The sequence below is a fragment of the Psychrobacillus lasiicapitis genome (assembly GCF_006861795.1).
GTDB lineage: Bacteria > Bacillota > Bacilli > Bacillales_A > Planococcaceae > Psychrobacillus > Psychrobacillus lasiicapitis.
The window spans coordinates 361,212-385,002 of the sequence record NZ_VDGH01000001.1; the positions used below are offsets into that span (position 1 = coordinate 361,212).

At 36.2% G+C, this 23,791-nt stretch carries 18 protein-coding genes; 8 read left to right on the forward strand and 10 right to left on the reverse strand.

Going from position 1 to position 23,791, the window contains the following annotated elements; translation table 11 throughout:
- On the reverse strand, positions 1–3,642 hold the full coding sequence (locus tag FG382_RS01810; RefSeq protein WP_244950515.1) for a dynamin family protein: 3,642 nt from the start codon (positions 3,640–3,642) through the stop codon (positions 1–3).
- Between the two features lie 204 nt (positions 3,643–3,846).
- Between FG382_RS01810 and speD the strand changes: the two genes are divergently transcribed.
- Positions 3,847–4,668, forward strand: a complete 822-nt coding sequence (gene speD, locus FG382_RS01815) for an adenosylmethionine decarboxylase (protein WP_142537161.1) — start codon at positions 3,847–3,849, stop codon at positions 4,666–4,668.
- Between the two features lie 81 nt (positions 4,669–4,749).
- Here the strand turns inward: speD and FG382_RS01820 are convergent, their stop codons facing one another.
- On the reverse strand, positions 4,750–6,099 hold the full coding sequence (locus FG382_RS01820; protein ID WP_142537162.1) for an alkaline phosphatase: 1,350 nt from the start codon (positions 6,097–6,099) through the stop codon (positions 4,750–4,752).
- A 517-nt stretch (positions 6,100–6,616) separates the two neighbouring features.
- On the opposite strand from FG382_RS01820, the gene FG382_RS01825 reads away from it, so the two are divergent.
- From FG382_RS01825 to FG382_RS01840, 4 genes are all read left to right on the forward strand, one after another.
- Entirely contained in the window at positions 6,617–7,069 is a 453-nt protein-coding gene (locus tag FG382_RS01825; protein ID WP_142537163.1) for a chemotaxis protein CheX, read from the forward strand.
- Between the two features lie 574 nt (positions 7,070–7,643).
- The gene (locus tag FG382_RS01830; protein ID WP_142537164.1) at positions 7,644–7,766 is read left to right on the forward strand and encodes a cytochrome c oxidase subunit 2A; all 123 of its coding nucleotides are present in this window, start codon (positions 7,644–7,646) and stop codon (positions 7,764–7,766) included.
- 20 nt (positions 7,767–7,786) lie between these two features.
- A complete protein-coding gene (locus FG382_RS01835) occupies positions 7,787–8,263 on the forward strand; it encodes a cupredoxin domain-containing protein (protein ID WP_142537165.1) in 477 nt (158 codons plus the stop codon).
- 1 nt (position 8,264) lies between these two features.
- Positions 8,265–9,932 carry a b(o/a)3-type cytochrome-c oxidase subunit 1 gene (locus FG382_RS01840; protein WP_142537166.1) on the forward strand — a complete coding sequence of 556 codons (1,668 nt, stop codon included), beginning with the start codon at positions 8,265–8,267 and terminating at the stop codon, positions 9,930–9,932.
- Between the two features lie 57 nt (positions 9,933–9,989).
- Here FG382_RS01840 and FG382_RS01845 read toward each other — a convergent pair whose 3' ends face one another.
- The 4 genes from FG382_RS01845 to FG382_RS01860 form a co-directional block, all read right to left on the reverse strand.
- Entirely contained in the window at positions 9,990–10,733 is a 744-nt protein-coding gene (locus tag FG382_RS01845) for a CsxC family protein (RefSeq protein ID WP_373287581.1), read from the reverse strand.
- 256 nt (positions 10,734–10,989) lie between these two features.
- Positions 10,990–11,751: a CsxC family protein gene (locus tag FG382_RS01850; protein WP_142537167.1), complete on the reverse strand. Its 762-nt coding sequence runs from the start codon at positions 11,749–11,751 to the stop codon at positions 10,990–10,992.
- A gap of 141 nt (positions 11,752–11,892) precedes the next feature.
- Positions 11,893–12,633, reverse strand: coding sequence for a CsxC family protein (locus FG382_RS01855; RefSeq protein WP_373287580.1), 741 nt, complete (start codon positions 12,631–12,633; stop codon positions 11,893–11,895).
- Positions 12,634–12,886: 253 nt separating this feature from the next.
- Positions 12,887–14,755: a BC_2427 family protein gene (locus FG382_RS01860; RefSeq protein WP_142537168.1), complete on the reverse strand. Its 1,869-nt coding sequence runs from the start codon at positions 14,753–14,755 to the stop codon at positions 12,887–12,889.
- Between the two features lie 623 nt (positions 14,756–15,378).
- Between FG382_RS01860 and FG382_RS01865 the strand changes: the two genes are divergently transcribed.
- From FG382_RS01865 to FG382_RS01875, 3 genes are read left to right on the forward strand one after another with little or no spacing between them, the layout of a single operon-like run.
- Entirely contained in the window at positions 15,379–15,756 is a 378-nt protein-coding gene (locus FG382_RS01865) for a GntR family transcriptional regulator (RefSeq protein WP_142537169.1), read from the forward strand.
- The gene (locus FG382_RS01870; protein WP_142537170.1) at positions 15,756–16,637 is read left to right on the forward strand and encodes an ABC transporter ATP-binding protein; all 882 of its coding nucleotides are present in this window, start codon (positions 15,756–15,758) and stop codon (positions 16,635–16,637) included. The genes FG382_RS01865 and FG382_RS01870 overlap by 1 nt, the downstream gene beginning before the upstream one ends.
- Entirely contained in the window at positions 16,618–17,226 is a 609-nt protein-coding gene (locus FG382_RS01875; RefSeq protein ID WP_142537171.1) for an ABC-2 transporter permease, read from the forward strand. The genes FG382_RS01870 and FG382_RS01875 overlap by 20 nt, the downstream gene beginning before the upstream one ends.
- A 96-nt stretch (positions 17,227–17,322) precedes the next feature.
- On the opposite strand, the gene FG382_RS01880 is transcribed toward FG382_RS01875, so the two are convergent.
- The 4 genes from FG382_RS01880 to FG382_RS01895 form a co-directional block, all read right to left on the reverse strand.
- Entirely contained in the window at positions 17,323–18,822 is a 1,500-nt protein-coding gene (locus tag FG382_RS01880; RefSeq protein ID WP_142537172.1) for a carboxypeptidase M32, read from the reverse strand.
- A 24-nt stretch (positions 18,823–18,846) separates the two neighbouring features.
- On the reverse strand, positions 18,847–20,742 hold the full coding sequence (locus FG382_RS01885) for an ATP-dependent DNA helicase (RefSeq protein ID WP_142537173.1): 1,896 nt from the start codon (positions 20,740–20,742) through the stop codon (positions 18,847–18,849).
- Between the two features lie 97 nt (positions 20,743–20,839).
- Positions 20,840–21,967, reverse strand: coding sequence for a THUMP domain-containing class I SAM-dependent RNA methyltransferase (locus FG382_RS01890; RefSeq protein WP_142537174.1), 1,128 nt, complete (start codon positions 21,965–21,967; stop codon positions 20,840–20,842).
- On the reverse strand, positions 21,967–23,688 hold the full coding sequence (locus FG382_RS01895) for a putative bifunctional diguanylate cyclase/phosphodiesterase (protein ID WP_229677320.1): 1,722 nt from the start codon (positions 23,686–23,688) through the stop codon (positions 21,967–21,969). The genes FG382_RS01890 and FG382_RS01895 overlap by 1 nt, the downstream gene beginning before the upstream one ends.
- Positions 23,689–23,791 lie beyond the last annotated feature (103 nt).

A 23,791-nucleotide genomic window follows, 5' to 3' on the forward strand; every position in this document is an offset into this window, starting at 1 on the left:
TTAGTTTGAAATTATAGCATACAGTTCTTTCCATTTCGCTAGCATTTCCTCTTGCTCTAATAGTGCACGCTCAGCATCTAACTGACTAATCGAATCATTTAACCATTTCAAACGAACCGCTTCCGCTTCCATATCAGCATATTGCTCCGCCCATGTAAAAAGTCGCCCTTGTTGTTCGTTTAAATAGCTTTCCGCCTCCACTTTTGTTTGTTCAGAAAGGGAGTCACGTAATTTTTCTTTGTCGTTTTTCTCGAAAAAGGATTTATTGTTTTTATACAAGGATTTTACTTGCTCATATTTTTGAACATGCTGGAATGGTCCTTCAAAGTCAAGTAAATCTTGGTTTTCGAATTCATGTGGCGTGTATGTAAAACTTGGATTCCAGTCTTTTAACACGCGCATCTCTTCTTTTTCTAGCTCCTTCATTTGTTTTTGGATAAATTGCAATAAACGGAAGTTGGTTACACGTAACTCTTGTTCGATATCAAAGCGCAACATATTTAATATATCTTTCAATGCGATTTCGAGAGCGACATTGGCAGATCGGTTTGAAAATAAGGAGGGGTTATACGCTTCCTTAAAAAATTCATTGAAACGATAATAGACTCTTTGCAATAAATAGTAAAGCAATGTTTCTAGCTCCTGCTTCGCTTCTTTTGCAATTAATGCCCCTTTAGAATTGGTGTAACGCTTTCGTGTATTTTGTTCTAACGAACGTAATTCGCCTAGCCTTTCATCCTTCCTAGCTAAGTTCATTTCTGTTTGTTCAATCATCTGATGCAATTTCATTTGTTGACGCGTTGTTTCTTCTTCTAATGTCGTTACTGCCATTCGTTTCAAATCATGCGCTAAAAAATGATAAAATGCTTCTTGGAACTGGAACATTCCTTCATGTAACGGAGCATTCGTTTGTTTTTCATGTAAGGCTTGTAAGCTAGAAACTCCATATACACGAGGGAATCTGATGCCAAATCTCTGTAACTCACCTTGCACATAATTTTTGACAAGCGCTTCTTCTTCCTCATTTGCAGCAAGATCAATTGCGTTGACGACGAAGAACATTTTATCTAACTCAAAGGAGTCCTTCACTCGGCCAAGCTGAATTAAAAATTCTCGGTCAGCTTTTGCAAACGCGTGATTAAAATAAGTCACAAATAGAACGGCATCTGCATTACGAATATAGTCAAATGCAACACCAGTATGTCTAGCGTTAATCGAATCGGCTCCTGGTGTATCAACTAATGTAACACCAAGTCTCGTTAACTCACAGTCATAATAGAAATCGATAAAATCTACAAAGCAGCTACGAGATTCTTCCGCGACAAAGCGATGAAATTCTTCCGCATTGACACGTAACGTTTGCCCAAGATTTGCTTCGAATTCTGCATAGCCTTTATGAAAGGCTACAATAAACGATTTATGCACCTCTTCTGCTACGGATTGCTCTTTTATAGTTGGCGCCTTTTCAAAAGCTTCTTTCAACGAAGAAACCGTCACACCAAGCATACTATAGGCAAATTGGACATCCTCTAATAGCTGTTGTTTTGTTTTTAACGTTACATCCGCCGTATTATGAGGATGGCCCTCTGAAACTGGTTGAATTTTATTGATCGCAGCAGTCGTTGGATTTGGCGATACCGGCAACACATTTTCCCCCATTAATGCATTGGAGAAACTAGACTTACCAGCACTAAAGGCTCCAAATAACGCAATTGTAAACTGTTGATGCTCCACTCTACTTGCTTTTTTCTTCAAATAACTTGCCGCTTCTTTAAATGCAGGAAGCTGTCCGATTGCTTCTGCCATTTTGTTGGCTCTTTTAAGTACAGCTTCTTGGGAGAAATCCACTTCTTTCAATTCTTGCTGTTTTTCTTCTATAACTTGTACAACGTTTTCTTCTATATCTTGCTTTGTTTCATCATATTCCGTAATAGCATTTTCAAATGCAATTCGCTCTTTTTCCCATTCGATAAGGAGCGTGTCCCGTTCCTTCCGAATAGCAAGTGAAGGAGTTTTGATTTCCTTTGTAAATGCCTTCATTTTGTCTTCCATTTCTTCTATTGTATGAATGGCCAGCAATTTCTTATTTAATTGAAGAATTTTCTGCTCGACTTTTTCGTTTTCTTCCATTGGATGTTCATTTATTTGTTTCGCCATTTCTACCTTCCAACCATCTGTTTCTCTCACAAAAAACCGATTAATCGCTTCCTGTACTCGGTTGGCAAAATGGAGTATTGCATCACCTGATGTATTTGCACCTTCATGAAGTGATTTTTGTATAATGGATATCGGTAATTGAAAAGTCGTATTCTCTATTTCAAGTGCTTTATCATCTGAGAGCAAAGACACATTTTTTAGCATATGTTTCATCAATTGTTTTAAATGTGCAGTAATATTCGTTTCTACAATCTTTTCTAACAGGTCGCTCGCTTCCTGCAGGCGAGTTGCTCTTTCCTCTTCGGTTTTCTTTTTACTGTTGAAAAACCCTACTTTAAATGAGCTTTGCATTGCTTCGGCATATATTTTCAGAGCCTCTCTCATTTCATAAGGCATGACGGAAGCATTTTGTAAAAGCGATTTTCGTCCTTCTTCAAATTCAGTTTTCCATAGACTTGCGTCTTGTAATTTTACATGCGTTTCGGATAGCTCTAATTGTTTCTTTAACTCTTCTTTGTTTTCCCATTCTTCTCTTGTCAGCTCTTCTTCGAATGTTTCAAAACATGTTTCTTTTTCTTCTTCCAAAAAATGCATATGTTCATCTTCTAGTTTTTTAAGCGTGCTTTTCGCAGAAGTGATAAAGAGCTCTTCTTTATGATCAATGGAATGCTGTACGATATGCTGTACTTTTGGAAAATCATTATGTATGAATGTTTTATCTTTTAAAGAAGTAAAAAAGATATCCTTTGGCTCCACTGACCAAGCCAGGAACGCATTGGCTACCGATTGTTTAAATGCTTCAAAGGAAAGCTCTTCTTCTCGATGTTTATCGACTTGGTTTACGATTAAATACACATTTTCATTATAATGAAGTAATTGCTTCGTAAATTGGAAATTAAGTTCGGATTGGACATGATTATAATCCATTACATAAAACACAATATCAGCTAAATGAAGTGCGGATTCGGTTGAAACTCGGTGTGCATCATCTGTAGAATCAACTCCTGGCGTATCCATTACACTAATGCCTGCAGGTAATCCTGATGATTTATGGCCAATTTCAATTTGAGAAACTTGGCTGCCATCCTTGGAATACTTTTTTACTAGTCCAATATCATATTCGCCTGAGAACTTAACAGGTGCTTGATCGACAAAGTGAACAAGTGCATAGTTTTCTGCTGTTTTTTGAACGGTAACTATGTTTGCAGAAGTAGGAATTGGGCTTGTTGGTAAGAGCTGTTCTTCTACTAACGCATTTATCATACTCGATTTCCCAGCAGAGAAATGCCCTGCAAATGCAATGGTAAAAGTCCCTTGCTCTATTTTCTGTGCAAATAATTTTGCTTTCGCAAATCGTTCTTCATCTTGTTGCTCGTGAAATAATGCAGCTAGTAATGCGTTTTGTTCTTTAATGTTAAGTAATTCCGCTGAATGGACCATTTGAAAAAACTTCTCCTTTGTAATTCGACAATGTAATTTAATCATAGCAGAAAATGTTCTAAAAATAGAGCCTAATTGTCTAGACAAATAAGATTGTTTAGCTCAGACACTTTAAAAATAGATGCAAATGTTTTAGATAAAGTTGTTTGTGGAAAGATAAAGGTACGGGTATCTGCAATTAGTTTTAACGCATACTTATAATATCGTTTCAACTAGACCCCAAATTATATGAAAGAGAGGAGTTTCAAAATGAGTTTAACTCCTAAGCAAAGAATTGAGTTACATGGTTTTAATAACCTGACAAAGACCTTAAGCTTTAACATGTATGATATTTGCTATACACGCTCAAAAGAAGAGCGAGAAGCTTATATCGACTATATCGATGAACAATATAATGCGGATCGTTTAACCGAGATATTAACAAAAGTAGCGGATATAATTGAGGCAAATGTCTTAAATATTGCAAAGCAAGATTATGAACCACAGGGAGCGAGTGTCACGATCTTAGTTTCGGAAGGACCTGTTGATGATTCTCCTGTAGATTCATTTAAAGAATCACCAGGACCCCTACCTGCATCCGTCGTCGGTCATCTAGATAAAAGTCATATAACCGTTCACACTTATCCGGAATATCACCCAGATGAAGGAATTAGTACATTCCGTGCGGATATTGATATTTCCACTTGTGGTGAAATTTCTCCTTTAAAGGCATTAAATTATTTGATTCATTCATTTGAGACGGATGTTATGGTCATGGATTATCGTGTACGTGGCTTTACTAGAGATGTGACAGGACATAAGTTATTTATCGATCATGATATTAATTCTATTCAAAACTATATTCCAGTTAGCTTACAGGAATATTATCAAATGATTGATGTGAATGTATACCAAGAAAATATTTTTCATACAAAATGCAAGCTAAAGAAATTCGACTTAAATAACTACCTATTCGGATACCGAGAAGACGCGTTAACAGATGAAGAAAAAACCTCAATTACGAAAAAGTTAAAAACAGAAATGGAAGAGATTTTTTACGGTAAAAACATGGCACGAACAGAAGAAAAGTAATAAAAACAGACTGTAGACAATCCACTTTCAGGGGGCTTGTCTACAGTCTGACTATTTTTTTTCAGTTCTATTTATCCAAAATTATTTAAACTTCATCGCATCTGATATAATTTTAGGTAGGTCTGTGTTATCGTGGAATCCTACAAATTTATCCGATTGCGGACCGAATGCAAATACAGGTACAGGAGCTGCAGAATGACCATATCTGGTCCAGCCGATACCTGCACGTTCACTTAAAACCTTGTTTATAGCAGACTTTGTATCTTTTGCTTGTTGAATAGTTGTTACTTCGTCAACCGTTAATTCAATTCCAGTGTATTCCGATACAACCTCTTTTACATTTAAACGATCTTCCGTTAATTGACTAGCCATGAATCCACCAGTAGCTGTTACATTTTTAAGAATGTCGGCTGCTGCATCGGATGAGGTAGCTGACCCAACTGACATACCACCAGTCTCATGATCACCAGCAATAACGACTAATGTTTTGCCATCTTGCTCTGCAAATTCAATTGCTTCTTGCACTGCTTCTTCAAAAGCTTTGGTATCATGCATAGCATAAGCTGCATCGTTTTCTTCTCCAGCCCAGTCAATTTGGCTTCCTTCTACCATTAAGAAGAACCCATCTTTATCTTGGCTCAAGGCATCGATTGCCGTTTCAGTCATTTCTGCTAAGCTTGGTTCTTCGGTCTCCACACGATCAAATTCTGGAACAAGCGCTTCATCTGCAAACAAACCAAGTAATTTTTCCCCTTTTTCTACATTTACGTTTTCAGCATTTGCTAGTTGTGCACGAGTTTCAACAAATTCGAATCCTTTGCTTTCTGCTTCATCGATTAAGTTTAGTTCAGTTTGCTTGCCACCTTCTGAGGTAGGTACGAAATTATTTTTACCCCCACCCAAAATTACATCTACACCACTTTCCTGGATGTATTGACGGGCAATTTCTATTTCATTACTTCGATGTTCCACATGAGAAGCAAAACTGGCTGGTGTTGCATGTGTAATCGTTGAAGTTGCAATTAAACCGGAGGATTTCCCTGCTTCCTCTGAAGCTTCAAGAATTGTTTTTACCTTATTCCCTTCGGGATCAAATCCAATGACACCATTGTTTGTTTTTACTCCAGCAGCCATTGCTGTACCAGCAGCTGCAGAGTCTGTAATATCAGCATTTGCTGAATATGTAGTATACATTCCTTTAATGTGAGAATCCCATACTGCTTCTTGTCCTTTAAAGATACGGTAATTTGCTGCATGATTAGCTCCAAATCCATCCGGAATCATATAAATAACATTTTCTACTGGTCCATTCATATTAATTTTTACTTTTGAGATATTACCCTCTTTTTTGGCAGCATCTGCATTGATTAAACCCCCTCCCGAAAGAACAAGTCCCGTACTTAGTGCGATTAGGCCAACTTTTTTAAACATAAAAACCTCTCCTCAAAATAGTATTTTTGTTGCTATTAATAGTTTATTAGTTACGTATTAATAGCGAATGAAGGAGTGGTAAATGTTTGATGACAATTTTTTATCCTTATTACCTATTTAATCTTTTTTTTAAAAACAAAACGCATTACTAAAGAATCGGTTTTTCGGAATATATAGTAAAATAGGATTTTTCAGAACAAAATTTATGATTTTTATCTTAACAAAATTTACATTTGAAAATTTCTAAAATATTGGTTTAGAAGCTTCTTTTCATTTTATTTATAGAATTATTTTGGTTGTGGAGTTATGGAACGTAACACATAGGCTGTTATACCACTAAATAACAAAACAGTAGAACCAATAAATAGAGCTAACAAATAAATCATCCTCCCTGCATTTGAAAACCATTCTCATTTACAACATAACACATTATTTCACTACTTTCTACAATTTCTATTCTTTTTCCCGCTTTTTCATGCTAAGATTGTACTATCTTTATGTTAAGGATGGGGAAAAAATGAGTGCTTCAAAGCATATACAAACTATATTAAATGGAACAATCCAATCTTTAAAATCAGTTATCCCTCTTTCGATGGATATAAAGTCCCCTTCTCTAATGGTACAACCTTTTGAGCAAACAGAAATGAGTGTACTAATAGGAATTATTGGTGATATTAAAGGTCGAATAATAATAGATTCTACTACTAATGGCTTCTCCCAAATCGGAGCAACTATGTTCGGAATGCCTTTAGAAGGAGAGATGCTCGAATCATTTACTGGAGAATTAGGTAATATGATTGCTGGCAACTTGTGTACGTCGGTAGCTGCAAATGGAGTGGAAATTGATATTACCCCCCCTACTGTTATAGTTGGGACGTCCAGATTATTCGGATTTCAGCATGCTTTTAAATTACCAGTGGAAATAGCGGATGTTGGTGAAATAACGATTATTTTGACGATTGATGAATAGTAAGCAGTCAAAAGATCTTCCTTTTAAAGGGAGGTCTTTTTTTATTGGTTAGAAAACTAAAAGAAGATTTAGAAATGCTGCGAAGCAAATTGCTAGCATTCGCCCTTCCCGCAGACATACAGGGCAGCTCTATTCATCTTTGTCCCATTTGAAGAAAACTTGTTATTTAAGAATTGGTTGCTTTCAGTAGCAATTTGGTTGCTCTTATGCTGATTTTTTTGCTTTTATTGACTAATTGATTGCCCTTAACCATTAACTGGATAAACGTTCAGCGAAATTCTTCCTATTATGAAGAAACAGCTTTGTAAAATAGCCAACGAACTCTTTATCACGAATTTACCAGTCCAATTTGTTGCATTCACAGCATGCTCTGTCGTTCAGCACATTAATTAACTGAATAATTAATTTTATCTGGTTAGTAAACTCTTTTTTGGGGGATGTGAAAAATGAGATTTAGTGATTCTTCACATTTAGTTCACACAATCGGTTATTATGTGTGACTTTTATCACATCGTCTATTTAAAAATGTATTTATGATATGACTATACAAGAACAAAATTTGGAGGTGTATAAAATGTCGAAAAAACGCGAGAAAGAACCAGATTTAAAAGGTACACTTTATTCGGTTGGTGTTCTTGGGGCATTTATTATAATCACATGGTTTATGGCATTTTATTTATTTATTGATCGATTTTAATTTATTGGAGGTTTGAAGCTATGCATATTCATAAATATGAAAAATGGTGGCTCACATTTGGAATTAGCTCACTTGTTTTATTTTTAGTTGTTGTTGGATTTAGTGCTTTCCATTACGGTTCCCATCCGCCAAGTGCAAAAGTTTACGTGGATCCTGAAAGGGTCGATGAGATTGCACCATTTAATAATCCGGGTGTTCATAAAGTAGAAGGAAAAGATTGGGATTACGAGGTTGTCTTTGTTGCTTCTGCATTTTATTACAATCCACCTGAAATTGAAGTTCCACTTGGGTCTACCGTTAAGTTTATTGCAACAACGAAAGATGTAGTACATGGTTTCCAAGCAGCTGGAACTAATATTAATATGATTTTGGAGCCTGGCTATGTATCAGAATATATAACAACTGTTGATAAAGCAGGAGAATATTTAATATTATGTAACGAATATTGCGGGGTTGGACATTCGTCCATGACGTCCATGTTAAAGGTGGTAGAGTAGAATGACAACTGTAGCTGAAAGAGCAAAAGATTTAGTAAAAGTAGATAGAAGAGATGGTAAATTAGCTCTGGCACATATTTACGTCGCGTTCATTGCATTAGCGATTGGTGGACTTTGCGGTCTATTACAAACATTAGTACGGTCTGGTACATTTACACTTCCTTGGGGAATTGGCTATTATCAAATTTTAACTGTTCACGGTGTATTACTCGGACTCGTATTAACAACTTATTTCATTTTTGGTTTCCAGATTGCCGCTGTTAGCAGAACCTCTGGCACGTTGACAGACAAACAACGTATGCTGGGTTGGGTCGGCTTTTGGGTAATGACCATTGGTACTATCGCCTCTGCAACAATGGTTTTACTTAACCAAGCATCTGTGCTTTATACTTTTTATGCACCGCTCCAAGCTCATTGGATTTTCTATGCAGGCTTGGCATTAGTCATTGTTGGTTCATGGATCGGCGGAGCTGGTCAAATTGGCAAATATATCGAATGGCGAAAAGCGAATCCTGGACAATCAAGTCCACTACTTACTTTTATGGTTGTAGTTAACTTATCTATGTGGATTGTATGTTCACTAGGAGTGGCAGTCGAAGTATTATTCCAACTGCTCCCTTGGTCTTTAGGATGGGTAGATAAAGTAGATGTACTGCTTTCACGTACATTGTTTTGGTACTTCGGTCATCCACTTGTTTACTTCTGGTTATTACCAGCGTACATGGTTTGGTATGTAGTCATTCCAAAAGTTATTGGCGGAAAAATTTTCTCTGATGCACTTGCTCGATTATCGTTTATGTTGTTTTTGTTATTCTCGATTCCTGTAGGATTTCACCATCAATTAGTGGAACCTGGAATTAGTTCTTTTTGGAAGTTCCTGCAAGTAGTATTAACCTTAATGGTAGTGATTCCTTCTTTATTAACAGCATTCTCGATGTTCGCTACTTTTGAAATTAGAGGTCGAGCATTAGGCGGAAAAGGAGTTTTAGGTTGGTTCAAAAAATTGCCATGGGGAGATGCACGCTTCCTTGTACCATTTATCGGGATGGCAGCGTTTATTCCAGCAGGTGCGGGTGGTATTATTAACGCTTCTCATCAAATGAACCAATTAGTTCATAATACCATTTGGGTAACGGGGCATTTCCATTTAACTGTTGCAACTACAGTTGTGTTAACATTTTTTGGTGCTGCTTATTGGTTAATCCCCCACCTTACTGGTCGAGTTTTAACGAAACAAATGAACAAGCTTGCAATTATTCAGGCAATCGTTTGGGCGTTCGGTATGTCCATCATGTCAGGAGCGATGCATATCGTTGGACTATTCGGCGCACCAAGACGTTCAGACTTCTCTACTTATGGAGGATCTGCACAAGCAGCTGAGTGGATTCCGTATCAAATTGCACAAGCGGTCGGTGGTACTATCCTATTTATCGGAATCGTGTTAGTTCTTTATATCGTTGCAAATTTACTTTGGTTTGCTCCTAAAGGAGAAACAGAATTCCCAGTTGGTGAGATTTCGGAAAATGCTGAGAAAACACCAATGGCATTGGAAAACTGGAAAATATGGTTGACAATTTGTATCGCATTGATATTGTTCGCTTATACCGTTCCAGTAATCGATATGATTCAAAATGCACCTCCAGGATCAAAAGGATTTAAATTGTGGTAATGATAAAAACGCTTGGTTTTTTTTACCAAGCGTTTTTATATGCAAACTAATCTGCTATTAGCCTAAACCTAAAGCATCCACTCTCACTTGTCTTACTTGCAGTACTTTTAGTGTAAGATCCACTACGATTTTCTCACGTAAAACACTAAACGATTCACCTACATTTGCAGGACATGGTGAAAAATCAAGCTCAAAGAAATCAGCACTTATTAATTCGCAATATGGCTGCTCATTATAATAGACATTATTTTCAAAGAAGAATTTATCCAAACGTGGGGTATGACCGTTTTTCGGATTAATAAACCGTGACCTGCTTTCGGATGAAGACCCAATTATCGGGAAAACAAAAAATTCCCCAGGAGTTAATTCTGCAAAACCAGAAAATGGTACAGTAGCAATTCGATCACGAATAACGCCATTACAATTCGAAGTAGCATATTCTATATCCTTTCGAATATACCCTTCTACAAACAATTTAGCTCTTGTAACTGTACGAATATTACCATCACATGGATCCGTTCCAAAACGTACAGGAATTAGTTTACATTGCGTGAGAAAGACATCTTTAAACACTCGTTTAATTTCACTTGCTGGTGGATTAAGGGGAATATTCGCTTCTACTACGATTTGAAGTGTAGTTTCTGCTAATACAACAGGAATTTTAATGATTGGATTAACATTTGATGGAACTAAACAAGGTGTTGCTACTTCATCAGCTAGAGGTGTTAATGTCACTGCCTCAACTGGGCATGGGTTAACAATTGGACACTCTCCATTACTCATACTATTTTGTTCACTCATTAAAATCACCTCCTCTCCTCTTTTGCAGTTTATTATCAATCATTTGATTGGAAATACTGCTCGTTCAGTCTATAGTATGCGGTTTATCACTTACTCTCTAAGCTATTGTAATTGGTATTGTAAATAATATTTGCTATAAAGTTCCTATCATTGGTTTGTTCAAAAAGCATAACTAGAATCTAATAGAGAAAATTAAGAACATTATTAAAACGCTTGGTTTTCACCAAGCGTTTTTATATAAACCAATCTGCTGGAGCTAGTCTTTTGAATGATGTTCTCCCAAACCTAAAGCATTAACTCGCACTTGTCTTAATTGTAATACTTTAAGAGTTAGATCAACTACAATCTTTTCACGTAAAGTATCAAATGATTCACCTACACCTGTTGGACATGGTGAAAAATCAAGTTCAAAGAAATCAGCACTTACTAACTCGCAATATGGCTGCTCATTATAAAAAACATTATTTTCAAAGAAGTATTTATCTAAACGTGGAATATCACTGTTTTTCGGGTTAATGAATCGGGATCTGCTTTCGGAAGAACCTCCTATTGTTGGGAAAACAAAAAATTCTCCAGGAGTTAATTCTGCAAAACCAGAAAATGGAACAGTAGCAATTCGATCGCGAATAAATCCATTACAATTTGTTGTAGCATACTCAATATCTTTGCGGATAAATCCTTCTACAAACAATTTTGCTCTCGTTACTGTACGAACATTACCTTCACATGATTCCGCACCAAAACGTACAGGAACAAGCTTACATTGCGTGATAAAAACATCTTTAAATACTCGTTTAATTTCACTTGCCGGTGGGTTAAGTGGAATATTCGCTTCAACTACAATTTGAAGGGTGGTTTCTGCTAATACAACAGGAACTTTAAGGATTGGATTTAGATTCGCTGGAACTAAATTAGGTCTTGCTACTTCATCAGATAGAGGTGTTAGTGTCACAGCATCAACTGGACACGGACGAATAATGGAACAATCCCCACTATTTGTAATATTTTGTTCACTCATCAATATCACCTCCTTTCAAATTTTCTATTTTCAGTGCTCACTCACTTGAACAAACACAATATTTATCTTATAGTATGCGGTTCATCTCTTTAGTCTCTAAACTTTTGTAATAGGTAATGTCTTTTTTATTTTGCTTAGAGATTATAGCCCTAATGCGGTAACTCTTACTTGTCTTATCTGAAGTACTTTTAATGTAAGATCTACTACAATTTTCTCTCGTAAAATACTAAATGATTCATCTACATCTGTAGGACACGGTGAAAAATCGACTTCGAAAAATTTTGCACTTACTAGCTCGCAATATGGCTGCTCATTATAAAAAACACTATTTTCAAAGAAGAATTTATCCAAACGTGGAATTTCACTATTTTGCGGATTGATGAATCGCGATCTACTTTCTGAGGAATCACCTAAAATAGGGAAAAGGAGAAAGTCGTTATCTGCCAAATCAGCAAAACCAGAAAATGGAACTGTGGCAATTCGATCACGAAGTACATCATTACAATTCGTTGTAGCATACTCAATATCTTTGCGAATGTATCCTTCTATAAACAATTTTGCTCTCGTTACTGTACGAACCGTATCATCACACGATTCTTCTTCAAAATGCACAGGGACAAGTTTACACTGTGTCATAAAAACATCTTTGAATACTCTTTTAATTTCACTAGCTGGTGGATTAAGAGGGATATCTGCTTCCACTACGATTTGAATGGTTGTTTCTGCCAATACCACAGGAACTTTAAGGATTGGGGTAGCAGGCGGTGGAATTATACAAGGTTTTGCTCGTTCATTACTTAATGGGGTTAATGACTTTGCCTCAACCGGACATGGAATAACATCAGGCCAATACTCATTGCTTGTTTTGATTTGCTCACTCAAAGTATTATTTCCTCCGTTCATTCTTCCTTACGTTCTAAAGTATGTTATAAACGAAATTGGGATATAAGCAATTAACACAGAGGAAAGGGAAATAAAAAGTCCTCTTATTGATACAAATAATCTGCGTTTAGATTTAACTACAATTAAAAGTAAAACAAAAGACACCTTTACATTCCCTATTGGAAAGAAGGTGTCTTTTTTGTAGAATAATTAAATTAATCTTGAGCATGTATTCTATTCACTTAGCTAAAATTTAAGTTAACTGCTGATTAATAACCGTTTGGACTTGTAGCAGCTGGATTATTAATTCTATAACAATGTTTTGATGTATTGAATGAGAAAATTGTTCCTCTTTTAACGACACGGAATTTTCTTCTACTTTTATCCTTGGAAGATACTGAATACTTTGATGAATATTTCCTTCCATAAATAATTTCCCTTTTAATGCAATACGGTTCTTACCTGTCGATGAAGGAGAATATTTAGTTGGAACAAACTTGCAATTTATTAATTCAACAACTTTAGAAATTTCTTTTACCTTATAAACTTTCTCTTTAAATAAAACATCTTCGTCTAAACAGACTTCCACATTATATTCCCCTACTATTACTGGAACTCGAGTATATACATACTTGTGATTGGGATATGTTTTATCTGTTTCTCCTTCTTTCATTGAAATTGAATTATGAATTGAGACGACAACAGCCCGATGGTACGCCTTCTGCTTGTTATTACTCTCTCGTTCAACACTTTTCTGACTCGTAGTGAAGATAAGTTCATGTGATTTAAATCCAATTAGGTGGCAATATGGTTGTTCATGAAGATAAGTGACTGTATCAACTAATTTTGTGTCCAATTGAGGGGGCTTATTATCAGATGGATCAATAAAAGTAAATGTCTTTTGATCTGTACTTCCGAATAACGGAGGATGGAGAAAGTTATCGATTTCTACGAAGGTAGAGAATGGGATTGTTAACTTTCTTAAACGTGTCTCAGTCTGTCCACTCAACTTATTTGATTGGTTTATTTTATCGTCTTCATAGTTATTTTGATAATCTTTATTTGAATCATCTACAATAGTGTCTGATGCTATTATCTCCTCCATTTCAAGATTAGGCTCAGACGGCGACACTATCTCCTGCTCCGCTTGATCTTCGATTTGTGGAACACAAGTAGTATTCGCTTCGGTTGAGATGGGAGGATAACGAAAATTATGGATCTTTTCAAAAAGAGAGAATGGGATTTTTATAGTCTTTTTGGACATTTTGTTGAGTTGATCAGTTTCATTTTGAAGATTGAATTCTTGTGTATCTTCTAGAACATCTAGCACTACCTCATCTTCCAATTCAAAGTTTAGCTCAGACTTTAATACTATCTCCTGCTCCACCTGAGCTTCGATTTGTGGAACAAAATTAGTATTCGCTTCGGTTAAGATCGGTGGGTAACGGAAATTATGGATCTTTTCAAAAAGAGAGAAAGGAATTCTTATAACCTTTTTACTTACTTTTGGATATTTATCAGGGTCATTCGTAAGATTAAATTCTAGCGAATCTTCCATTTCATGGTTAGATTCAGACTTAAACACTATGTCTTGCTCATCTTGGACCTCGATTTGATAAACACTGTTCGTATTCGCTTCAATCGAGATTGGTGGATAACGGAAAGTATGGATTTTCGCAAAGAGGGAAAAAGGAATTTTTATAGCCTTTTTGCTGACTTTCGGATGCTTAGCAGATTGAATAGTAGGCTCTTTTTTTATGTCATCGACAAAAGTATCATATTGCATCTTTCTCCTATGGCTTTCTCGTTTTTTGGGGAGGTCGGCAGTTTCGTTCCTTTTATACGCAACAAGTTTATCCTCTGTTTTTTCTGCAGTAAGTGAAGCTAAAACAGTATCACGTCCCTCTTTTTCCTCTGCTGGCAAATCATGAGTAGCCCCGGTAGCTGAAAAAGTAAAAACATTTTTTTGTGAAACATGCCTCTTTTGCATAGTTTCCAAGTCAAACCAGGGAAGGGGCAACTTCCCCTCGTTGTTCATATTATGAAAATCATGAGTAATAGCAGTCACGCTTACTTTTTCGGGATTAAATTTTATTTTTGGTATAGATCGACCGTTAAACATGTAATTTTCATCCCCACCTTACTTATAAATTAACAATTAGAAACTGAATTGCTTTAGCTCTGTATATAAAGTGAAACTTCAATTAGTGTGGGTTTTTCGACGCACAGGACGTGCTAGTGGGGACGTTGCGACATGGAAGTCGCACTTTGGTCCCCGTCCTACCCCACTGATTGTTAGTTGTGTTCTACACGATGTGGGTCACACAGACGTTGCAAACGCTCTTTTATTTTGCGACTAGCTTTGCGCAGGAGCAACACGATGTTGCGTACTTAGTCTGGGATCATTTCATTGGGCGCATGCCAGCAGTTGATCTCCCACTTATCTTTTCGCTTTTCTTCAATCTTGAAGTCGGAGTCTTACTGCCCGTAAAGCGGGATAAATGTTTTTCAAATTTGAGGATGTTTTAGGCCATTGTATTATTTATTCTATGCATATTCCCTAAATTAGTTCTTCCCTTAATAAAGCATCGCTCCAATTATCACGAGACAAAAAATCCACTCTATGTATGACCATTCTCCTATAAATCCCCAGTAAATAATTTCTTTAAAAATATTGAAAATTAATTAACTATCGTATATAGTGTATATAAAGTATATATACACTAATTAAAAAGAGGTTTTTGCATGCAAATTATAATCTCGAATTATTCGAAAGAACCAATTTACGAACAAATTTATACGCAAGTGAAGAAACATATTTTGACGAATGAATTGCAGCCTGGTCAGTCCCTGCCCTCTATGCGCCAATTAGCGAAGGATTTAGATATTAGCGTCATTACAACAAAAAGAGCATACGAAGAACTTGAAAAAAATGGTTTTATTTATTCAGTAGTCGGAAAAGGATCATATGTATCCGAACAAAATAATGAAATGATAATGGAGCGAAAAATGAAAGTAATCGAGGAACAGTTAATGACTGCGATTCAAAATAGTAAAGAAATAGGGGTTGAATTATCCGAGTTAAGGGAACTGCTTACATTGTTATATAAGGAGGAAGCATGATGGAAAATATAATTGAACTGCAAGGTGTAAATAAGTCTTTTAACGGATTTAAACTACAGGACTTCACTATATCGGTAAAGAGAGGGTTTGTTACTGGGTTTATTGGTGGAAATGGAGTAGGAAAATCCACCACGATTAAACTAATTATGAACTTATTGCAACCTGACAGTGGAACCGTTTCTATTTTTGGCTTGGATTACAAAAATCACGAAAAAGAAATAAAACAACGAATCGGTTTTGTGTTCGATGAAAACATATTATATGAAAATGTCACCTTAAATGAAATGAAGCGAATTATTAAGCCTGCCTATAAAAACTGGGACGATGCATTATTTAACCAGTATGTAAAAAAGTTTGAACTACCCTTGAATAAAAATATAAAAAACTTTTCCAAAGGCATGATGATGAAGGCTTCTTTAACGATTGCATTATCTCATCATGCAGAATTAATTATAATGGATGAACCAACATCGGGACTAGATCCCATATTTCGTCGAGAACTTTTAGAGCTTCTCCATGAATTAATGCAAAATGGGGAGAAAACAATCTTTTTTTCCACACATATTACAACAGATTTAGATCGGATAGCTGATTATATAACTTTTATTCATAATGGAGAGCATATATTTACTAAAGAGTATTATAAAATCGAAGAAGAATATGCGATTGTAAAAGGGGAAACGAATCTATTAGATCGTGATACAGAACGAGAATTTATTGCTATTCGAAAATCCAATTATGGTTTTGAGGCATTAACGGGAAATAAACAGCGTACAGAAGAAGTTTTTGGAGATGCGGCCATTTTAGAAAAGCCGACACTGGAAGATATTATGTTATATACAAAGAGAGGAAAAGATAAATATGTTGAATCTCATTCGTAAAGACATTGCTTTACAGAAAAAAACATTAATAATTTTGTTACTACCTCTATTCGCTTATTTATTTTTTGGCAGTTCTACAATCTGGATAGGTGTTTTGTTTTGTATCGCCATCATCATGCAAGGTTTTTCAATGGATGAAAAATCCTCTAGCAATCTTTTATTCAATTCTTTACCTTATACTCGAAAAGAAATTGTTAGTTCTAAATATGTAGGGGCATGTGTTTTTACTTTCCTAGTTTTGGCCACTATTTTCATGGGAAATTTGATTATTCATAAAGAAATGATTCAATTGGAACAATTATTGTTCACTATGAGTATCGTGATGCTATTTATTTCATTCGCTTTTCCATTTTCGTACTTACTTAATAGTCAGTATTTAATGATTGCCTTTGCAGTTTTATTTGTCCTTTACTTTATTATAGTCAATATGTTTATACCAAATTTGAATGATCGAATAAGAGAGCTCGTTCAAACCGCTTTATCCTTTGATAATTCCCTTTTGTATTTAATTGTTGTAGTTTCCGTTTTACTTATCTATATTGTTTCATGGATGCTCTCCATCCGAATTTACAGTAAGAAAGTATTTTGAAACGTTTGCTTAACGTGATACCATTTCTAGCTAAAAAATCCATGTGTTTTGAAAACACATGGATTCTTGTCTTTTATATTATTTCATTAGAATCGATTAGAGCTGATAGATTTTCGCATATTTCTGTTCTAAATAATCTGCCAGGTAATTGCCGTTAAGCCCTTCTCCCGTTGCATCTTTTAGTATTTCAAGCGGTTTTTTCAACGCTCCATATTGATGCACATTTTGAGTAAGCCAGTTTTTGATTGGAGACAGATCGGCTTTTTCAAATAACTCATCAAAATTAGGTATATCTTTTAACATAGCCGCTTTCATTTGAGAAGCATACATATATCCAAGGGCATAGGAAGGGAAATAGCCAAAACTTGCGCCAGCCCAATGTACATCCTGTAATATACCTTCCGAGTCATTAGAAGGACGAATTCCTAAATACTCCTCATATTTTGCATTCCAAATTTCCGGTAAATCTTCTACTTGCAAGTCCCCATTGAACAAGCCTTTTTCAATTTCATAGCGAATCATTATATGCAGCGCATATGTGAGTTCATCTGCTTCTATTCGAATTAAAGAAGGCTTTACTTCATTGATACCTCGTAAAAATTCTTCCATCTTAACATCCCCGAATTGCTCTGGTGAATAGCTTTGCAGCTTTTCATAATTTTGCTCCCAGAATTTCGGATTGCGCCCTATAAAGTTTTCATAAAAAAGCGATTGCGATTCATGAATACCCATAGAAGCCCCACCTGCTAAAGGCGTTCCATTCAAATCTTCGCTTACATTTTGTTCATAAATCGCATGTCCGCATTCATGAATAGTTCCAAAAACAGCGGAACGGAAATCAGACTCATCATATTTTGTCGTAATACGAACGTCACCACGATTTAAGCCTGTAGCAAAAGGATGCACGGTCTCATCTAGTCTTCCAGCGTCAAAATCATAGCCTAACTGTTTTAGTACATCTAAGCTAAATGCTTCTTGTTTCAGTTTATCAAAATGTTTGAATAAGAAATCCGTTTTCGGTTGGTTCGGTGAATCGATTATTTTCTTTAACAATGGAACAATTCGGCTTCTTAACTCACCAAATACTTTATCTAAAACATCCGTCGTCATACCTGGTTCATATTGATCTAATAGCACATTGTATGGATTATCGTCTTTTACTCCCCAATAGTTAACAAACTGCTTTAACGTTGCGACCATTTCCTTTAAATAAGGCATGAACATAGCCCAATCATTGGTTGCTTTAGCGTCTTCCCATACAGATTCAGATTTAGATTGAAGAATAACGAACTTTTTATATTCCTCTGCGGGAATCTTTTTACTCATATCATACTCTTTCTTCACTTCTTCGTAAGTACGTTTCGTTACAATGTCCGCTTCGTCAAGAGTTGACTCTACCCCGTCCAATAAACCTTTTAGTTCCTCTGAAGTAGACAAGTTAAACACGTCGGTAGCAAGTATCCCTACTACTTCCGAACGTTGATCAATCCCTTTTTTGGGAGCCCCTGTGCGCATATCCCAATATAAAACCCCTAATGCTTCATTGTAGGCACCAATCTTTTTCACATAATCTAAAAACTGTTGTTCCACTGTCATCCCAATTCCCCCTTGATAGTCACTTTATATTGTTGTTGGCAATATCCCTGTAAAACGATTTTCAAGTTTTGCTTCTTCTTCATTTAATAGAAGATGAATTTCCCCATGGTCACTCGAAGTACGAATTAATCGTCCGATTCCCTGCTGAAGACGTAACAGCATAAACGGTAGCTCCACTTCTTCGAATGGATCATTTGAAAATGATCGTTTTGCATCAAATAATGGATCTGCTAATGGGAACGGCAAATCGTAAATAATTACTCTCGTTAAAGCTTCTTGTGGCAAATCGAGCCCTTCCCATAAATGGTAAGAACACAACGTTGCATAATCACCATTTTGGAACTCTTTAACAATCGTCGAAAGCTCACGATCCCCTTCAAATACAATATTAGCAGAAATTGCAGTTTGAGAGCGGAATTGCTCCATCGCTGCTTTGGATTTAAACAATATCAATGTTTGCTGCGTATTTTCTAATAATGCATCTACATTCTTCACTTTGTCTTCTTGACTTGTCTTATGAGCATAAATTTTCATTACTTCATCGTAGTCAAAAGGAGATTCAACTGAAAATGATTGGTACTTTTCAATCCCTAAAGAATCTGCAATATACGTAAAATCTTTTTCAATTGATAAAGTTGCAGAAGAAAAAACAATTGGTAATTTAGCTGTAAATAATTTTTCGTGCAAAATATCTGTGACTAGACGTGGCATCACTATCAGTGTTTCGTGTCCATCAATGATTTCCAACCACTCTACACCGTCCCCTTTTTCCGTAAATAAACGTAAAGAAAATGCATATTGCTCCAAAAATTCCTCCACCATACGAAGTTCATATTCAGGAATCGTAAACAACTCCGATTCAAATACAAATTCCTCTAGCAAATCGTCTGTAATCCGAATCGCTTGTTTACACATTTGTATAAGCTCTGGCGTTTTATTGATTTTCATCCGTTCACTTTCTTCTTCTGTACTGTTTTTTCTTAGAATGCCGAAAATACGGTCATGTGTTTCTTGTAGCACTTCCATTAAATGCAATGTTTTTTCACGAACTCCATCGACCATTACGCGTTCTAACAACTGTATCAACGTTTCACTTTGTACTTCATACGTCAACGCTTTTTGTGCTGCATACTCAAGCAGATGCCCTTCATCTAACACAATCATCGACACATCTGGTAAAAGTGGCATTTGTCCTTCTCGTACGCGAGACTCTTTCGTCCAAATATGCTCCATAAGGAACTCATGCGAACATATGATTAAATCCGTTGACTCTCGGTAGTTTTGACGATGGATCGTTTGACCACATCGATTTCTCAGATCACAAACTGTACATTGCTGTGTCGGATGATAATTTACCTTTTGCCAGTCCGTATCACTTACACCTGGAAACTGGCTTCGTTCACCATAAGGATAAATTTTTTGAAGCGAAGAATGGCCATACACAAAATCAGGAATCAAATCTTCAATCTCTTCTATAAAGAAATCGTTATCTCCGTCTTTTTGTGCTTCTTCTAAACGCTTCATGCATAAATATTGGTCGCGTGATTTCGCTAAACGTACATCTATTTTAATATCTAAATAATTTTGTAGCTTAAAAATATCCCCAGCTTCTTTTACTAGCTGCTCGATCAGCGTTTCATCCGCACATGCGATTAACGCTGGTTTCCCAGTATAACGTGCGTAAGATATGGCAGGAAGTAAGTAGGCAATCGTTTTGCCTGTACCTACGCCAGCTTCTGCAAATAATACATTTTTTTCTTTTAATGTTTTTTCAATTTGATAAGCCATGAAAATTTGTTCATCGCGGCATTCAAATCCTTTTTCGGGTAATTCATCGTATAGAACGTCCCCCATCCAATCTCCTAACGACTCGAAGAAAGAACGGTCTTTTGATAATTGAAACGGTAACGCATTTTTCATCGTAAAACTCCCTACTTCCATCAATTTTACCTTCGTATCTAAAAATCCAATATGGGAATAACGTAAAAGAAAGGGAGAACCAAGTCTCCCTTACTTTTTAAGAACGTTTACCCCAAAACTGATAATAATCTGTTCGGATAAATCCATTAAATAATTTCCGTTTTTTCGTTGCTTTTCTTCCGTATGCATTTTCAAAGTTTTCCATAGAAGAAAGCATATAAACTGACCAAGAAGGATATTGTCCCATTAAATGACCTAAATCACTAATAACTTGCTCAATTTCTTCAATTTCCCCAATACGTTCACCGTAAGGAGGATTTCCAATCATTACTCCGTCTGTTAAGGATGTGGTAAAATCACGGGCTTGCATTTGCTTAAACGTGATTATGTCGCCAAAGCCTGATTCAAATGCATTTTGCTCTGCCATTTGAATCATTTTATGATCGATATCAGATCCAATTATTTGAAGCTCCTGATCATAGTCAGCAAGGTCTTCTGCTTCATTGCGTACATCATCCCAAATCGTATTAGGCATCCAAGACCAAGCCTCACTATGAAAATCACGATTGAATCCTGGGGCAATATTTTGACCAATCATCGCTGCTTCGATCGGTATCGTTCCTGAACCACAAAATGGATCTACGAATGGACGATTAGGACTCCACTTGGAAATTTTCACTAGTGCCGCAGCTAACGTCTCTTTTAAAGGAGCTTCCCCTTGATCTTGGCGGTAACCACGCTTGTGGAGGCCTGCTCCACTCGTATCTATTGTTATAGTCGCCACATCTTTTAAAATACTTATTTCAATTTTATAAGTGGCACCAGATTCATCCAAAAATCCAATACGCTTATATGCAAGTTTTAAACGTTCTACAATTGCTTTTTTCACGATTGCCTGACAGTCGGGAACACTGAATAGCGTAGACTTAACAGATTTCCCTTGTACCGGGAATGCCGCATCTACTGGTAAAAACTTTTCCCACTGTATCGCTTTTGTCCGCTCAAAAAGCTCATCAAATGTTTTTGCAGGGAACTGAGCAGCTACAATTTTCACACGATCAGCAACACGTAGCCATACATTTGCACGAGCAATGGCACGTTCATCCCCTTCAAAATATACTTTTCCGTTTTCCGTAGTTGTTTCATATCCTAATGCTTTTACTTCATCGGCAACGATGGATTCTAATCCCATCGCAGCTGTCGCTACTAATTTAAATGTTGTCATTATATAGTCCTTTCTTGCTTATGGATCTCCCATAGCTCTAAAAAATCCAAAAACGCAGCACTCGAAATTGGTTTGCTAAAATAATACCCTTGCACAATATCGCAGCCCATTTCCTTTAAAAGTTTCACTTGATCTTTTGTTTCTGCGCCTTCAGCTATTACCTTTATATGTAATCGATGCGCCATTAAAATAATGGTATCTACTATTGCTTGCTTATCTTGTAATTCTGTCATTTGTTGAATAAAACTACTATCAATTTTTAAATAGTTTAAAGGAAATCTATTTAAATAACTTAAGGAAGAATAGCCTGTTCCAAAATCATCGATCGATAGTTTGAATCCCATACGCTTTAATTTCACTAATTTATGGACAATGCTTTCAGAATCCTCCATCACCGTTCGCTCTGTCAGCTCCAGCTCTAACAGCTGCGGACTACAATTATATTTCGTAAGGATAGCATTTATTCGTTCCATAAAATCATCTTGTTGAAAATGAAGTGCCGCAATATTGATAGAGACCGGTATATGCTGGATACCACGTGAACGCCAATCCACTATGTCCATGCATACTTTTTCTAAAATGACTTCACTAATAGGAATGATTAACCCCGTATCTTCCGCAAACGGGATAAACTCTGCCGGTGACACAACTCCTAGTGTGCCATTTGCCCACCTAACGAGTGCCTCCACTCCAATTATTTGGTTCGTATCTAAAGACACTTTCGGTTGGTAATGGATGACAAACGCTTTTTGTTGAATCGCTTTTCTCAGTTCTGATTCTAACAAAAGTAATCGTTCTGCATCAGTCTGTAATTCATCAAAGTAAAACGCATATTGATTTCGTCCGTTTTGTTTGGCAAAATACATCGCTTTATCCGCTTTTTGTATAAGTGTTTCTACTTCTATTCCATCTTGCGGATAAAAACTAATTCCTATACTTGATGTAATGTAAATTTCTCTATCCTGTATATAAAAAGGCTTATTTAGCTGCTTATTTAGCTTCTCAGCGAAGTGTACAGCATCTTTTTGAAAGTTCAAATCGGTGATCGTAACTAAAAATTCATCTCCCCCGTATCTAGAGACTAAATCATTAGCCCGAACAATGGAATTTATTCGATCGGCGACTTCTGTTAATAGGAAGTCCCCTACTTCATTTCCTAATGTTTCATTTATTTGTTTAAAACGATCTAAATCTACTACTAGCATCGCATGCTCACTATTTTCCGTTGATGTTGCGATCAAATCTTCTAGTTGTTCATAGAATGTATGTCTATTCATCGTATTGGTCAATGTATCTGTAAACGTCAATTCTTCGATTTCTTTTTCAATTACTTTATTATGTGATATATCAGAAAAAACGCCGAAATAGCTTATTACTATCCCTTCTTCATTAACGATTGTATGTATCGTTAAGCGTTCCGGATAGATTTCTCCATTTTTGCGTTTGTTCCAAATTTCCCCTTGCCATGAACCTTTCACTCTTATGTCTTTCCACATGTTTTGATAAAAGCTGGCATCTTGTTTTCCAGATTGGAGTATTCGAGGCGTTTTTCCTTTTACTTCTTGCAACGTGTATCCTGTCAATGATTCGAAGGCGGTGTTGACAAGTGAAATAGTCATCTTATCGTCTGTAATCATGATGCCTTCCTTGGTGGCGTTTAAAATTTGATCAATGACCTGATTAGGCAAAGATGAAAAATTCTCAGCTGATAGTTGTTTCACTTAAGTACACCTACCTTTTTATCAAAATAAGTTACCGCTAATTTTCTTATGTAGAACAGAAAAGCTCTCCTAGATTGGAGAGCTTTGTAATTATTAAGTATAA

Excerpts from the sequence above, each read along its gene's own strand:
- FG382_RS01810 (WP_244950515.1), bottom strand. The coding sequence starts at position 3,642 with ATGATTAAATTACATTGTCGAATTACAAAGGAGAAGTTTTTTCAAATG.
- FG382_RS01825 (WP_142537163.1), top strand. The coding sequence starts at position 6,617 with ATGAGTGCTTCAAAGCATATACAAACTATATTAAATGGAACAATCCAA.
- FG382_RS01875 (WP_142537171.1), top strand. The coding sequence starts at position 16,618 with ATGTTGAATCTCATTCGTAAAGACATTGCTTTACAGAAAAAAACATTA.
- FG382_RS01845 (WP_373287581.1), bottom strand. The coding sequence starts at position 10,733 with ATGAGTGAACAAAATAGTATGAGTAATGGAGAGTGTCCAATTGTTAAC.
- FG382_RS01880 (WP_142537172.1), bottom strand. The coding sequence starts at position 18,822 with ATGACAGTGGAACAACAGTTTTTAGATTATGTGAAAAAGATTGGTGCC.
- FG382_RS01860 (WP_142537168.1), bottom strand. The coding sequence starts at position 14,755 with ATGTTTAACGGTCGATCTATACCAAAAATAAAATTTAATCCCGAAAAA.
- FG382_RS01865 (WP_142537169.1), top strand. The coding sequence starts at position 15,379 with ATGCAAATTATAATCTCGAATTATTCGAAAGAACCAATTTACGAACAA.
- speD (WP_142537161.1), top strand. The coding sequence starts at position 3,847 with ATGAGTTTAACTCCTAAGCAAAGAATTGAGTTACATGGTTTTAATAAC.
- FG382_RS01850 (WP_142537167.1), bottom strand. The coding sequence starts at position 11,751 with ATGAGTGAACAAAATATTACAAATAGTGGGGATTGTTCCATTATTCGT.
- FG382_RS01870 (WP_142537170.1), top strand. The coding sequence starts at position 15,756 with ATGGAAAATATAATTGAACTGCAAGGTGTAAATAAGTCTTTTAACGGA.
- FG382_RS01840 (WP_142537166.1), top strand. The coding sequence starts at position 8,265 with ATGACAACTGTAGCTGAAAGAGCAAAAGATTTAGTAAAAGTAGATAGA.
- FG382_RS01820 (WP_142537162.1), bottom strand. The coding sequence starts at position 6,099 with ATGTTTAAAAAAGTTGGCCTAATCGCACTAAGTACGGGACTTGTTCTT.
- FG382_RS01830 (WP_142537164.1), top strand. The coding sequence starts at position 7,644 with ATGTCGAAAAAACGCGAGAAAGAACCAGATTTAAAAGGTACACTTTAT.
- FG382_RS01885 (WP_142537173.1), bottom strand. The coding sequence starts at position 20,742 with ATGAAAAATGCGTTACCGTTTCAATTATCAAAAGACCGTTCTTTCTTC.
- FG382_RS01835 (WP_142537165.1), top strand. The coding sequence starts at position 7,787 with ATGCATATTCATAAATATGAAAAATGGTGGCTCACATTTGGAATTAGC.
- FG382_RS01890 (WP_142537174.1), bottom strand. The coding sequence starts at position 21,967 with ATGACAACATTTAAATTAGTAGCGACAGCTGCGATGGGATTAGAATCC.